Origin of the sequence: Bacillus sp. ms-22 (assembly GCF_009759805.1) — a bacterium.
Classification (GTDB): Bacteria; Bacillota; Bacilli; order Bacillales; family Bacillaceae; genus Bacillus; species Bacillus xiamenensis.
In genome coordinates this window covers 1,466,146-1,480,252 of record NZ_CP046653.1, presented here as the reverse complement: position 1 = coordinate 1,480,252, position 14,107 = coordinate 1,466,146, and the positions used below count along the sequence as shown (strand labels likewise).

Here is a 14,107-nt window from a genome sequence, read left to right as displayed (position 1 = left end):
GGACGAGGTGTTTATCGTATAAACGTGATTATGAAATTTTTACAATTTGGACGAACATTTCTCCGCCTGGTGTTTGAACGGTGACTTTGTCATCTACTTGTTTGCCTAACAGGCTTTTCGCAATTGGTGAGTCGTTTGAAATTTTGCCTTCAAACGGATCAGCTTCTGCACTTCCGACAATTGTATAAGATTCTTCTTCTCCATCCGGCAATTCAACGAATGTCACCGTTTTACCAAGTGAAACAACATTTGAATTCCCTTCATCTTCGATAATTTTGGCATTACGAATCATATTATCAAGCGTAGTAATACGCCCTTCTACAAACGCTTGCTCTTCTTTCGCAGAATCATATTCCGAGTTTTCAGAGAGGTCCCCAAAGCTTCTAGCAATTTTAATACGCTCTACAACCTCTTTACGTTTAACCGTTTTCAAATATTCAAGCTCTTCTTCTAATTTACGCTTTCCTTCTTCTGTCATTGGAAATACTTTCTCTTGTGCCATGAATCATTCACTCCTTCTATTAATCCTCATCATGCAAGCTTTCTGCATGTGAGTGACGACTGAAATATACAAGAATGAGGACACGTTCAGGCCCTCATTCCGTCTGTCCCATATTCGTAAAAGTCCATCTTACATGGCGTCCCTTTTAGATGCAACTATTATGCCTTTTATCTAGCAGGACCCAGCAGCGGTCTAAAGATCATTTATCTTTATCGCACAAACTGTGGAAAGGCACAGGAAGCTCCTGTACCTCGTTCGGCCATTTCGATCATATGTAGAAGAATAGCTTATCCATTCTCCAACTTCCAATACATAATATGGTCAGTGTACGATATGTCTATGCTATATTATTACAAAATTGCATTTTGATCAAGAATTGTTTGAAAATTTGTGATGATTTGTTTGTCGTTTTTTTAATATACTTTTACAAACTAGGAATCACTACAACGTTCAGCTTGCCATCGCCATTTTTCCACTTCCGCTTCGAATGATTGTTTTCCTATCATATCAAATCTTGCATGCAAGGTATGCTTCTCCAATGCTGAACGAAAATCTACTAGCAGAAATAAGTAAAATATTGGTTACGTATCTTTTCTACGTGATTATTATGCTGAAAAGACCTTTACGGTGTAAAGGTCTTTTCATCTACTCTCCGCGGTTTTGAAGAATCGTTTGAATCTTTGTCACCATTAAATCAATGGCCACATGATTTTGGCCGCCTTCTGGGATGATGATGTCTGCATATCGTTTTGACGGTTCAATGAATTGATTATGCATCGGTCTGACGACAGATACGTATTGTTCAATCACTGAATCAATAGACCTACCTCTTTCTTTCGTATCGCGTAAAATACGGCGAATGATTCGAAGATCTGCATCAGTATCCACATACAGTTTAATATCCATTAAGTTTCTAAGACGCTCATTTTCAAGCGCAAAGATCCCTTCAACGATGATGACATCCTTCGGTTCAACATGTACTGTCTCTTCTGAACGTGTGTTTAGTTTAAAATCATAAATTGGTTTTTCAATGGACTCGTACCTTAGCAGCTGTTCTACATGCTCGATCATCAGGTCATTGTCGAATGCAAGCGGATGATCATAGTTTGTGAGCAGGCGCTCTTCAAATGGCATATGACTTTGATTTTTATAATATAAATCTTGCTGAAGCATGAGGATTGAATGTCCTTTAAATTTTTCATAGATCGAATTGGTGACGCTCGTTTTACCTGAACCCGAGCCGCCCGCAATGCCAATCACCACTGGTTTTTTCCCCATGTGCTGGTTATTTCCCCTTTCTCATCATGTTGCTAGGGTATACTTTTTGATCAAGCTTAAACTTCACAATTTGAAGCGGGTGACGAGCAGCATCAAGCTCGTTTCCTTTTTCGTCCCAAATGGTATCAATTTTGCAGGTGAAATTTTCAATTTCGGGACCGAAGAATTCAACTTCATCGCCTGGTTTAAAGAAATTACGCTGCTGCAAGGTAACGATTTGTTCTTTTTCATCATAATGGAGCACAAGACCTGCGAAATCAAATGTCGTTTTCTTTCCGTGTACACCAAACATTTGTTCATCCGTTCCTGGTACACCTTCGAAAAAGGCAGGTGCTGTGTCACGGTTGGCACATTTATCTAATTCGTCTAACCATTCTTGCTGAATAACAAAATGGTCTGGATCAGCACAATAAGCATCAATGACTTTACGATACACACTCACGACCGTAGCCACATAATGAATGGATTTCATTCGTCCTTCGATCTTTAAGCTGTCAATCCCCATTTCGATCATTTGCGGTATGGATTCGATCAGCTTTAAGTCTTTTGGACTCATTGCAAATGGTGCGTCTTCTTCGCTGAACAGCGGTGATTCCTCAGAGCCTTCTAGTTTATAAAGGTCATAATCCCAGCGGCAAGATTGACAGCAACCGCCGCGGTTCGAATCTCTCGCTGTCATATGGTTACTAAGGACGCACCGGCCAGAATAAGCAATACACATTGCACCATGAATGAACGTTTCGATTTCAATATCGACTTTTTCTTTCATTTCTCTAATCTCTTGGGCACTTGTTTCACGTGCAAGAACCACACGCTCAAGCCCTTCTTCCTTCCAAAACTGAACCGCTTTCCAATTTGAAAGAGATTGCTGGGTGCTCAAATGAACTTCAAGCTTTGGTGCCACGCGTTTGCACGTTTCAATGATGAGTGGATCAGCAACAATAATGCCCGCTACACCAGCACTTTCAATCCCTTGTAGGTATTCTTCCAGCCCGTCCATATTTTCATTGTGGGCGAAAATATTCGTTGTCACATAAATTCGCGCACCGTATTTATTTGCAAATGCGACGCCTTCTGCCATTTCTTCAATTGAAAAGTTATCTGCATTTGAACGCAGTCCAAATTCTTTCCCGCCAATAAAGACAGCGTCTGCTCCATAATGTACAGCAATTTTCAGCTTTTCCAAGTTTCCTGCTGGTGCAAGCAGTTCTGGTTTTTTCGTAATGACACGTTTTCCATCAATCATCTCAGAAATTCCATCCTTTAAAAGTGTCATTTCTTCTGCCTCCTTTTCTATTAATAAACCGTTTCTTTAAAAAAGAATCCTGTATCGATTGGGCGGTTGACAGGCTGAATCTCTTCAATTCGCTGTACCCACTCGTCTTTCTGATCTTCATAGGCTTCTTTGTCAGTTGTGAGTAAATCGATTGCTTTTCGGTATAGTGATGTCACCTCTGTCATATATGAAAGTGACTTTAAAATTCCGTCAATTTTAAAAGAGTCAATGCCTGCGTCGACAAATTCTTCTAATTCGTCAATCATACATACATCATTTGGACTCATAATGTGTGTGCCATTTTTATCCTCAAAAATAGGATATTTGTTTTGACGCTCCTTGTCGTGAAGGAATAGTCCTTCCTCCATATTTCTGCCTTCCAGGTTCATTTGCTTGCCTTGATATTCAAAGTAGTTGCCAATGAGTGTACGTTTCGATTGGAACATACATGTCATGCCGTGGACTTGAATTTCAATTTCCACTTCAGCGTTTTCTTTGATGTCGATCACGCTGTCCATATTGAGTTCTTTGGCAAGAACAGCACGCGTTGCGCCTTTTCTGCCCCAGTAGTTACAAGTGTAATAGTTGGTCCCAGTCGTTTCTGTACTCCAATGAAGATTCAGGCTCACACCGGTTTCCTTTGCAGCCATAATCACTGCCGGGTCTCCAAAGACCACACCATCCACGTTTAATCCATCGAGAAAGGTTAAATAATCTCCAAGCAGTTGAACCCGGTCATTATGAAAGATCGCATTCATTGCCACATATACTTTTTTGTGATGTGCATGTGCGAGCTGAACCGTTTGTTTCACATCTTCTCTTGAAAACTCACCTGCAAGACGAATCCCGTATGTTTGTTCGCCGATTAAAAATGCGTCTGCTCCCGCCTCAATTAGTGGCAGTACATCCGATACCTTGCTTGGCGTCACAAGCAATTCTGGTTTTTTCATGATTGGTCACCTCTTTTTGTACTAATCGCGATCCCATCTCCAACAGGAATGATACATGTTTGGTAATCAGGGTTTGACATCAGCCATTGATTGTATCGATCAATTTTTCCTATTAATTGTTTTTTCCGTTTATCTTCAATGTCTTCTTCATAATTCGTCGCAACTAAACCTTTAAATAATACGTTGTCTGTGATAATCATTCCGTCATCAGACAGCATCGGTTCAAACAGCTCGAAAAAGCGTTGATACTGTCCTTTTGCCGCATCAATGAAAATGACATCATATGGCGCCATCGTCTGGACTGTTTTAGCCGATTCCATGGCATCGCCAAAGAACACGTGAATTCTATCTTTGAAATGTAATTCCTCAATATTCCTCGTCGCTTCTTCATACCGTTTCGCATTTCGCTCAATCGTGTAAATCTCAGCATCTGGCAGAGCTGACGCCATTCGAATCGCAGAATAGCCAATGGCTGTCCCAACCTCAAGAATCTTCTTCGGTTTTTTCAAGGAAAGGAGCTGCAGTAAAAGTTCAATGCTCACCTTTTCCATAATTGGCACATGATGCTCTTTTGCATATTCCTCTAATTGAGCGATTGCATCAGGACTCGGCTCAATTAAATGTTCAATATAATCATTTATTTGATCATCTTCGATTGTCATTATATGTCTAGCTCCTTCATGACCTGAAAAAGAAGAGTCCTGCCTGCTGCAGCTCTCTTTCTCGTCAATCTTTCGTTCATCTAAGTAAAAACAACCCGATATATTTTACCACAAAGAAGTGGTAATTGCGAATCTATAAAATAGATATTCCAACGAGAAAAACTGTAGGCAATCTAAACAATTGTCTACAGTCTTTTTCCTCTCACATGGGCGTTAATTGCTGCCTGTGATGTATTTCGCTTTCGCTTTGTTGTGCTCATTTAACGTTTTCGTAAAGACGACTTCTCCATTTTTCTTCGCTAGGAAATAAACAAAATCTGTTTTCTCTGGATGGAGTGCTGCTTTCCAAGAAGATTCACCAGCATTTGCAATCGGACCTGGCGGCAGTCCTTTGTTGGTATACGTATTATAAGGAGATTTCACCTTTAGGTCTTTGTAATAGACGCGCGACTTATGCTCCCCAAGTGCATAAAGAATCGTTGGATCTGTTTGAAGCGGCATATCCTTTTTCAGCCGATTATAAAACACACTTGAGATTTTTGCCCGGTCTGTCTTTTCGGTTGCTTCCATTTCAATCAGCGATGCCATCGTTAATACATCATGGATGGACATGTTTCGCTTTTTCATGTCTTTTTCATACGTTTTCACATATTGATCTGTTTGTTTAATCATGGTGTCAATGACCGTTTCGAGTGATTCATCCTCGCGATAAAACGGATACGTAGCAGGGAATAAATATCCCTCTAACGGATGTTTGATCTGTTTTCCGTTCACCTGTGACGTCACCGTTTTCGGGTATTTTTTCATCATTTTTTTAATAAACGCTGGGTCATCGAGCTTCGCTTCAACTTCCTTCGCTGTGAAATTCGTCTGGTTCGCAATAATGGTTGCAATATCAGACAGCTTTTTCCCTTCAGGAATCACAAGCTGAAAGGCATAATCTGTACCGCCAGAGGTCAGCTTTTGAATGAGCTGATCTGCATCCATTGTTTGTTTGAGATGAAAATAGCCCGCTTTAAAGCCGGACGCTTTTTTGTATTTTGCATAGTACGTGAAGATCGTGTCATTTGAAATAAGCCCATTTTCTTTTAAAATGCCTGCAATCTCGCTGACTGATGTCCCATTTGGAATATGAATATTAATCGTTTGTTTGCTTTTTTGATCGACCGGTCCGAGTGCTGATTTAACATATAGAAAACCTGATAATGCTGCAATGATGATCACAGCAAGTACAGATAACAGGACGATCCCCATTTTTCGTTTAAAAAATGGTCGTTTCTTTTGTTCTGAAAACATGCATGGCCCTCCTCACATCTAGCCTTTATAGTACATGATTCGACGGAGTTCGGCAATTACTTGCTCATGCATGTCATGACAGAACTTGCCATAAGACGGCTAAGCCCACACCGCAAGACAGCTAAGCCCACACCGCCGCCACTGCCAATGCCAGATACGACATAGCTCCCTTTCGGTAAGCCGTGCGCTTCATAAAATAATCTCACCATCATAGCAGCTCCCGAGGCGCTGTATGGATGCCCAAGACAAAGCGCACCGCCCCTTCTATTGATCCGGTCATAAGGTATACCAAGCGCAAGTGCAATCAGTGCTACTTTGAGCGTAAACGCTTCATTAATGCCATTTGCATCATCTCTTGAATGTTCAATATTCATGCCCCTCACTCGATTCTTTTTAATAAGTAAAAAGTTGAGCGACTTATGTCAACACAAAGTACATAAAAGTTAACATATTGACTATAAAAAAAGACCTGTGAAGAACGATCGTTTAGATCATGCTCACAGGCCTTTTATTTGTTCTATTCTTCTTCTTCTTGATCTAAGAACGTATTTAACGTTTCTTCGATCATGTCCCACTCTTCATCCGTTTCAATTGGCTCTAGCTCGCCATCTTCACCATCTTCGTTTGGTGTGAAGCTTGATGCATGAATTTCAATTTCTTCGTTATCTTGTTCAGAAATTGGATAGTAAAGGACATATGATTTGTTAAAATGATCGCTTTCAAAAGTAAATAGTACTTCGCAAAGCTGTTCATTTCCATTATCATCAACGATTGTAATTTGCTTTTCTCCGTGTTCCATTTGATTCACCTCATTTTAATTTAAGCTGTCTAAATATCCTTGAAGGATCATAACAGCGGCCATTTTATCAATGACTTTTTTGCGCTTTTGCCTGCTCACATCTGCAGAGATGAGCATTTTTTCCGCTGCCATTGTCGACAGGCGCTCGTCCCAAAGCACAACAGGAACATTGTACGTGTTTTCTAGCACTTTCGCAAATGATTGGCTGGCCTCGCCTCTTGGACCGACCGTACCGTTCATATTCTTTGGAAAGCCCAGTACAATTTTATCTGCTCCGTATTGCGTGATAATCTCAGACAGGCGGCTGAGACCAAAGTCTCCGCCTGCTTCATCAATTTTAATTGTTTCAATCCCTTGCGCTGTCCATCCCATTTCATCACTGATCGCAACACCAAGGGTTTTCGTGCCTAAATCTAAGCCTAAAATTCTCATGTTTTACGCCTCTTTATGTGTCTCTAAGTACGATTTAACCAATTCCTCAATTAATTCGTCTCGTTCTAGTTTACGAATTAGGTTGCGTGCATCCTGATGTCTTGGAATATAAGCAGGGTCGCCTGACAGCAAGTATCCGACAATTTGATTGATCGGGTTGTATCCTTTTTCTTGGAGTGCGTCATGAACTGTAATGAGCACTTCATTCACATTGGTTTCAGCTGAATCATCAGAGAAGTTAAACTTCATTGTCTTATCAAATGAACTCACTGCTTCTTGCACCTCTCTTCCAACATTCTACTAGCAAGCTTTTTCTAACCGCTCATCTAATACCATTATTCTACACTACATTGACTGATTATAAAACGGATTTGACAGATTCTTCGACAGTTGCTAATGCTTCTTCAAGCTTTTCTGGCTGTTTCCCGCCTGCTTGTGCCATATCTGGGCGTCCGCCTCCGCCGCCTCCGCAGATTTCAGCTGCCTGCTTGACAAGCTTTCCTGCATGAAGACCTTTTTCAATAACGTCTTTTGTTACACCTGCTGAAATGTTTACTTTTCCATTTTGAACGGATCCAAGTACAATGACAGCTGAACCTAATTTGGCTTTTAAGTCATCGACCATTGTTCTTAAATGGTTCATGTCTTTGGCGTTTACTTTTTCCGTTAACACTTTTACTCCGCCGACTTCTGTTACTTTTTCTAAAATAGAGCCTGCTTCTGCCTGACTTAATTTCGCAAGAAGGGATTCGTTTTCTCTTTGAGCCTCTTTTAAATCGGCCTGCAAGGAAGCGATGCGTTTTGGTACATCTTTCGTATTTGATTTCAGCACACTCGCTGCCTGCTCTAAAATGGCCAGCTGGTCATTTAATTCTTCATAAGCCCCTTTGCCAGTGACAGCTTCGATACGGCGTGTTCCAGCACCAATACCCGATTCAGATGCAATTTTAAACAAACCGATCTCCGCAGTGTTTTGGACGTGACAGCCGCCGCATAACTCGATGCTGTAATCGCCTACTTGCACAACACGGACGATATCGCCATACTTCTCGCCAAACAGCGCCATTGCGCCCATTTCTTTTGCTTCAGCAATTGGCTTCAGGTCAATCGCAACCGAAATCCCTTCCCAAATCTTTTCGTTGACGATTTTTTCGATCTGTGACAATTCTTCTTTTGTCACTTGTCCAAAGTGAGAGAAATCAAAGCGAAGTCTGTTCTCGTTCACAAGTGAACCTGCTTGATTGACGTGGCTGCCTAATACATCTTTGAGCGCCTGATGCAATAGATGCGTCGCTGTATGATTTTTCACAATGCCTTTTCGAAGAGCTGATTCGACTTCTGCAGTCACTTCTATTCCTTTTTGAACGGTACCGCTTACGACGACCCCTTCATGGACATGCTGACCGTTTGGCGCCTTTTTCACATCTTTGATGTCAATGATGACTTCAGCACTTTTTAACGTCCCTTTATCCGCAACTTGTCCGCCGCTTTCCGCATAGAAAGGTGTTTCATCTAATAAGATTTGTACCGTTTCCCCTTCGTGTGCTTCTGCGACAATTTCACCGTTTTGAAGCAATTCGATAATACGAGAATCCGCAGTTAAGTTTTCGTAACCAACAAAGGTGCTTTCGGCTTTAATATCGCCTAGAGCCCCGCCTTGAACCTGCATACTGCCAACATCTTGTCTTGCATTTCTCGCGCGTTCACGCTGCTTCTCCATCTCTGCCTGGAAGCCTTCTCGATCGACTGTCATGTTCTCATCTTCTGCATATTCTTCTGTGAGCTCGACAGGGAATCCGTATGTGTCATACAGCTTAAACACATCTTCACCTGAAATTTGTGAGCTGCCATTGTCTCTTTCTTTTTTGATCACTTCTGACAAAATGGCTAACCCTTCATTCAGTGTTTCATGGAAACGTTCTTCTTCATTTTTGATTACTTTTGCAATAAATTCTTCTTTTGCCTGAACATCTGGATAGAAGTCCTTCATGATCTCCGCAACAACTGGTACTAGATCATACATAAACGGACGGTGGATATGGATCGTTTTTGCATAACGCACAGCACGGCGCAGCAAACGTCTTAATACATAGCCGCGGCCTTCGTTAGAAGGTAGTGCTCCGTCACTGACAGCAAAGGCAACTGTTCGAATGTGGTCAGCAATGACTTTAAAGGCTGTGTCCTTCTCCTTCGACTCACCATAGCTTTCTCCAGAAATCGTTTCTACTGCACGGATAATCGGCATGAATAGATCGGTGTCAAAGTTCGTTGGCACGTTCTGAATGACAGAGACCATACGTTCAAGACCCATTCCTGTATCAATGTTTTTCTTCGGCAGCGGCGTGTATGTACCATCTGGATTATGGTTAAATTCAGAAAAAACGAGATTCCACACTTCTAGATAACGCTCATTTTCCCCGCCTGGATATAATTCTGGATCGTTTATATCGTGACCATATGCTTCGCCGCGGTCATAGAAAATTTCTGTATTCGGACCACTTGGCCCCTCGCCAATATCCCAGAAGTTCCCCTCTAGACGAATAATCCGTTCTTCAGGGATACCAATTTTATCTCTCCAAAGAACATACGCTTCTTCATCCTCTGGATGTACCGTAACAGATAACAAATTCGGATCAAAACCAATCCACTCGTCACTTGTGAGGAACTCCCAAGCCCATTCGATGGCCTCTTCTTTAAAATAGTCACCAATCGAGAAGTTGCCGAGCATTTCAAAAAACGTATGATGGCGTGCTGTTTTCCCTACATTTTCAATGTCATTCGTACGAATCGATTTTTGTGCGTTGCAAATACGCGGATTGTCAGGCACAACGCGGCCATCAAAGTATTTCTTTAATGTCGCAACTCCGCTGTTAATCCATAAAAGTGTTGGGTCATCGTGAGGTACTAAAGACGCACTCGGTTCGACAGCATGTCCTTTTTCTTTAAAAAAGTCTAAAAACATTTGACGTACTTGAGCTGAAGTTAAAGTTTTCATTCAAAAATCCTCCCTTTTCATTTCATCAATCTTCACACAAACGAAAAAACATCCCGCCCTATGCAAGCATACATTTACTTACACAGGGACGAGATGTTCTCGCGGTACCACCCTGATTATAGACCTATTCGTCTATCACCTTCACATCCGATAACGCTGGAAGAGAGCGGCAGTGTTTATCTGCACTCGGGACTAGCTTCCGTTAAAGGTCTGATAAGGCTTTTCTCAGCAACATAAAGCCTCTCTCTGCAACAGCTTTTTAACGTACTCGGGTCCGTCATTGAATTCAATATGTATGAATCGAAATTATTATAGACAACTCGGCTCGTCTTGTCAATGAACGCTTCGTCTCATGTAGATATATTGCACAATGATGACCCTGATAATGGCTGCGGACGGCACTGCTAAAATCATGCCCATTAAGCCAAACAGCTCACCTCCAGCGAGTAACACAAGCATAATGACGACAGGATGCATATGCAGACTTCTCCCAACGATGATCGGACTAAGAACATTGCTTTCCAAAAATTGAAGCACTGCCACTGTAATCAGCACAATAAGGACCGACTTAACTGAGATGGTAAAAGCAATAAATACAGCAGGAATGGCACCAATAATTGGACCAAAATACGGGATCACATTCGTTGCACCGATGAACATACCTAATACAAGGGGGTACGGGATATGAAACAGCCAGAGAACAACGGCAGCTGTTCCCCCAATTAAAGAACAGACAAGCAGCTGTCCTCTAATATAATCCCCAAGTGAGTCATCCACTGCTTTCACAAAGGCATGACCCCTTTTCCGAAAGTTTGGCGGCGTTAAATACCATGCCGCCCGCTTCATCGTGTTCATATCTTTCACCATATAAAAGACAAGAAAAGGGATGAGTGCCGCAACTAAGGCGTAATCAAGCAGCACTTTACAGCTAAGAATCATTCGCTCTGCCCCATTTGCTGCATATGTCTCCGATTGGACAATAAAACGATCAAGCCGATCGTGCAGTCCGTCAGGCCAATGGCTTGTATGACGATGAACATGAGATAAAGCGCCATTATACGTTTCCGCAAGCACAGGAATTTGCTCTGACAATTCATTTAATTGAGCGATTAAAACAGGTGCCCCTTTATACACAGCAAAACCAATTCCTCCAAAAAACAGCACATAAATCAATAAGAGACTGACCGTTCTAGGCAAGCCTCGCTTGTGCAGCCTTTCAACAATAGGATAAAGAAGGTAAGAAATAAAAATAGCGATAAGAAGCGGGATCAAAACCGCTTTGAGCAATAAAAAAATAGGCATCCATAACTCGTCGAGCTGAACCAAAATGAGTAAGGATGCAAGGACAAGCAGTACACCTGCAGCATATATCAGAAACTCGATCGGACGTTTCTTCACCTTTTTCACCTCTTTTCTTATTGTTTAACCAACTTCTGCAATTATCCATGTAAATAAAATTTGTCCTAACTTCGTTAAAAATGAATACATATGAAACATACAGCTCCAACCAAAGTCACTGTTTGCTGTAAAATCTCGTCAGATAATATTCCATTATTTACTTCTTTTTACACAAGGTGTGCTAGAATCCACTTTAGCCAAATAATCACAAGAGGAGGTTCTTCATGATCACATTCGAAGAAGTCAACAAGCATTATGGCCAGTTCCACGTACTCAAAGACATTAACCTACATATTCAAAAGGGTGAGGTTGTTGTGATCATCGGTCCTTCAGGATCCGGTAAAAGCACGATGCTCAGGTGCATCAATCGTCTTGAAAGCATTGATGAAGGAAAAGTACTTGTCAACGAAGGCCCTGTCCAGCATCCAAAAACAAACATCAATCAAGTCAGGCAAAATATCGGGATGGTGTTTCAACACTTTCATCTCTATCCTCATAAGACAGTGCTTGAAAACATTATGCTTGCGCCTATGAAGGTCAAAAAAGTAAGCAAGGCAGAAGCAAGAGAAACAGCTGAATTTTATTTAAATAAAGTTGGGATTCCTGATAAAGCAGACACTTATCCTTCAAGACTATCAGGAGGACAGCAGCAGCGTGTTGCCATTGCAAGGGGGCTCGCGATGAAGCCTGAGGTCATGCTTTTTGATGAGCCGACGTCTGCGCTTGATCCGGAAATGATCGGTGAGGTACTAGATGTGATGAAACAGCTGGCCAGAGAAGGAATGACCATGGTTGTTGTCACGCATGAGATGGGATTTGCCCGGGAAGTGGCTGACCGCATTGTTTTTATTGATGAAGGGCGAATCCTTGAAGAATCAACACCGGCTGCATTTTATGAAAAACCGCGCGAGAAACGCGCTCAGCTCTTTTTAAGCCGTATTTTAAATCACTAAGGGGGAATGTTTTGATGAAAAAAATGAAACGATTTGGCCTATTATTACTGATGACTTGCTGTATTGTCGCTCTTGCTGCCTGCGGCTCTGCCGAGAAAGGCTCAACGGATGCCAAGCAAGGAAGCTCATTAGACGCAATTAAGAAAGACAAAAAAATCATGTTCGGTGTCAAAAATGATACCCGCCTTTTCGGTCTGAAAAATCCTAGCACCGGGGATATCGAAGGATTTGATATTGATATCGCAAAAGCGATCACAAAAGAAATGCTCGGTGATGAAGGAAAGGCAGAATTCAAAGAAGTGACATCGAAAACAAGAATTCCTTTACTGCAAAAAGGAGACATCCATGCAATTGTTGCCACAATGACCATCACAGAAGAGCGTAAAAAAGAAGTCAATTTCTCAGATGTTTACTTTGAAGCAGGACAATCACTGCTTGTGAAAAAAGGAAGTGACATCCAATCCATTGACGATCTTAAAAAAGGGACGAAGGTGCTGGCGGTCAAAGGGTCTACTTCATCTCAAAACATCCGCGAGAAAGCCCCTGAAGCGACTGTACTAGAATTTGAAAACTATCAAGAAGCCTTTACAGCATTAAAATCAAACCAAGGGCAAGTGCTCACAACAGATAACGCCATCCTATTCGGTATGGCTGACGAAGACTCAAATTATGAAGTCGTCGGCGGAACCTTTACCGATGAGCCATATGGCATTGCTGTGAAAAAAGGCGATGAAAAATTGACAGAAGCCATTAACAAAGCATTAAAAGCATTAAAGGATAATGGTGAGTATGACAAGATTTATGAAAAATGGATCAAAGAATAGCCACTTAACTAAATCAACATTCATACCTTCAGGAGGGCCAGTTCTCGGCTCCCCTGTTGATTAGGAAGGAAGTGAACGGATTGCTGCGGTTTTCAATTTTAACTGAAAACTTCCCTCTTTATTTAGAAGGATTTAAATATACGATTGGTGCAAGTGTCATTGCGTTAATTGGAAGCTTTTTGATCGGTACACTCATTGCCATTATGAGAATCGCGCCCCTTAGGCCGCTCAACTGGTTAGGAACGGCTTACGTGGAATTTATTCGGAATATTCCGTTATTATTGATCACATTTGTTTTCTTCTTTGGTTTACCGGTGCTTGGTATTGTGGCAGATGGCTTTACTGCTGGGACCATCGCCCTTGCGATTTATACGTCGGCTTTTATTGCTGAAGCCATCCGTGCCGGTATACAAGCAGTACCACTTGGACAAATGGAAGCCGCTAGAGCTTCTGGTCTGTCATACGGCGGTACGATGCGATATATTATTTTGCCTCAGGCGATCAAAATTGTCATCCCGCCTCTTGGGAATCAATTTATTAACCTTGTCAAAAACTCGTCTATTTTAGGTGTCATAGCCGGTTTTGATCTCATGTATCAAGGGGACCTCATCGCTTCCAGAACATTTGTGACGTTTGATGTATACATTTTCGTTGCCATGTTTTATTTACTCTTAACCATTCCGCTCAGCCTAGGCGTTGGTTATTTAGAAAGAAGATTAGCAAGAAGCCACTAGAAAGGAGG

General features: G+C 41.7%; 14 protein-coding genes, 1 pseudogene and 1 other annotated feature. Of the genes and pseudogenes, 3 read left to right on the top strand and 12 right to left on the bottom strand.

Going from position 1 to position 14,107, the window contains the following annotated elements:
- Nucleotides 1-28: 28 nt before the first annotated feature.
- From greA to GPA07_RS07620, 12 genes and pseudogenes are all read right to left on the bottom strand, one after another.
- Nucleotides 29-502 carry a transcription elongation factor GreA gene (greA, locus tag GPA07_RS07675; protein ID WP_008358505.1) on the bottom strand — a complete coding sequence of 158 codons (474 nt, stop codon included), beginning with the start codon at nucleotides 500-502 and terminating at the stop codon, nucleotides 29-31.
- Between the two features lie 645 nt (nucleotides 503-1,147).
- Nucleotides 1,148-1,780, bottom strand: a complete 633-nt coding sequence (udk, locus tag GPA07_RS07670) for a uridine kinase (protein ID WP_008358507.1) — start codon at nucleotides 1,778-1,780, stop codon at nucleotides 1,148-1,150.
- Nucleotides 1,781-1,787: 7 nt separating this feature from the next.
- Nucleotides 1,788-3,056 (bottom strand): peptidase U32 family protein, encoded by a 1,269-nt coding sequence (locus GPA07_RS07665; RefSeq protein WP_008358509.1) that lies wholly within the window; start codon nucleotides 3,054-3,056, stop codon nucleotides 1,788-1,790.
- Nucleotides 3,057-3,076: 20 nt separating this feature from the next.
- Complete coding sequence (locus GPA07_RS07660; RefSeq protein ID WP_157292296.1) at nucleotides 3,077-4,006, bottom strand: peptidase U32 family protein; 930 nt, start codon at nucleotides 4,004-4,006, stop codon at nucleotides 3,077-3,079.
- A complete protein-coding gene (locus tag GPA07_RS07655; protein WP_008358513.1) occupies nucleotides 4,003-4,668 on the bottom strand; it encodes an O-methyltransferase in 666 nt (221 codons plus the stop codon). Before GPA07_RS07655 ends, GPA07_RS07660 begins: the two co-directional genes overlap by 4 nt.
- A gap of 213 nt (nucleotides 4,669-4,881) precedes the next feature.
- Complete coding sequence (gene mltG / locus GPA07_RS07650) at nucleotides 4,882-5,964, bottom strand: endolytic transglycosylase MltG (RefSeq protein WP_008358515.1); 1,083 nt, start codon at nucleotides 5,962-5,964, stop codon at nucleotides 4,882-4,884.
- A gap of 56 nt (nucleotides 5,965-6,020) precedes the next feature.
- A pseudogene (locus GPA07_RS07645) lies at nucleotides 6,021-6,302 on the bottom strand (hypothetical protein); the annotation flags it as partial.
- Between the two features lie 179 nt (nucleotides 6,303-6,481).
- The gene (locus tag GPA07_RS07640; RefSeq protein WP_157292295.1) at nucleotides 6,482-6,763 is read right to left on the bottom strand and encodes a DUF1292 domain-containing protein; all 282 of its coding nucleotides are present in this window, start codon (nucleotides 6,761-6,763) and stop codon (nucleotides 6,482-6,484) included.
- A 15-nt stretch (nucleotides 6,764-6,778) separates the two neighbouring features.
- A complete protein-coding gene (ruvX, locus tag GPA07_RS07635; protein ID WP_008358520.1) occupies nucleotides 6,779-7,195 on the bottom strand; it encodes a Holliday junction resolvase RuvX in 417 nt (138 codons plus the stop codon).
- A gap of 3 nt (nucleotides 7,196-7,198) precedes the next feature.
- The gene (locus GPA07_RS07630) at nucleotides 7,199-7,465 is read right to left on the bottom strand and encodes an IreB family regulatory phosphoprotein (protein WP_008358522.1); all 267 of its coding nucleotides are present in this window, start codon (nucleotides 7,463-7,465) and stop codon (nucleotides 7,199-7,201) included.
- A gap of 88 nt (nucleotides 7,466-7,553) precedes the next feature.
- The gene (gene alaS, locus GPA07_RS07625) at nucleotides 7,554-10,190 is read right to left on the bottom strand and encodes an alanine--tRNA ligase (protein ID WP_157292294.1); all 2,637 of its coding nucleotides are present in this window, start codon (nucleotides 10,188-10,190) and stop codon (nucleotides 7,554-7,556) included.
- A gap of 81 nt (nucleotides 10,191-10,271) precedes the next feature.
- Nucleotides 10,272-10,480, bottom strand: a binding site (T-box leader).
- A 43-nt stretch (nucleotides 10,481-10,523) separates the two neighbouring features.
- Nucleotides 10,524-11,588, bottom strand: coding sequence for an AI-2E family transporter (locus GPA07_RS07620; protein WP_157292293.1), 1,065 nt, complete (start codon nucleotides 11,586-11,588; stop codon nucleotides 10,524-10,526).
- Between the two features lie 224 nt (nucleotides 11,589-11,812).
- Between GPA07_RS07620 and GPA07_RS07615 the strand changes: the two genes are divergently transcribed.
- The 3 genes from GPA07_RS07615 to GPA07_RS07605 all read left to right on the top strand — a co-directional run bounded on the left by GPA07_RS07615 (nucleotide 11,813) and on the right by GPA07_RS07605 (nucleotide 14,099).
- A complete protein-coding gene (locus GPA07_RS07615) occupies nucleotides 11,813-12,541 on the top strand; it encodes an amino acid ABC transporter ATP-binding protein (RefSeq protein WP_157292292.1) in 729 nt (242 codons plus the stop codon).
- A gap of 14 nt (nucleotides 12,542-12,555) precedes the next feature.
- Nucleotides 12,556-13,365, top strand: coding sequence for a transporter substrate-binding domain-containing protein (locus GPA07_RS07610; RefSeq protein ID WP_008358532.1), 810 nt, complete (start codon nucleotides 12,556-12,558; stop codon nucleotides 13,363-13,365).
- 80 nt (nucleotides 13,366-13,445) lie between these two features.
- On the top strand, nucleotides 13,446-14,099 hold the full coding sequence (locus tag GPA07_RS07605) for an amino acid ABC transporter permease (RefSeq protein WP_008358534.1): 654 nt from the start codon (nucleotides 13,446-13,448) through the stop codon (nucleotides 14,097-14,099).
- Nucleotides 14,100-14,107 lie beyond the last annotated feature (8 nt).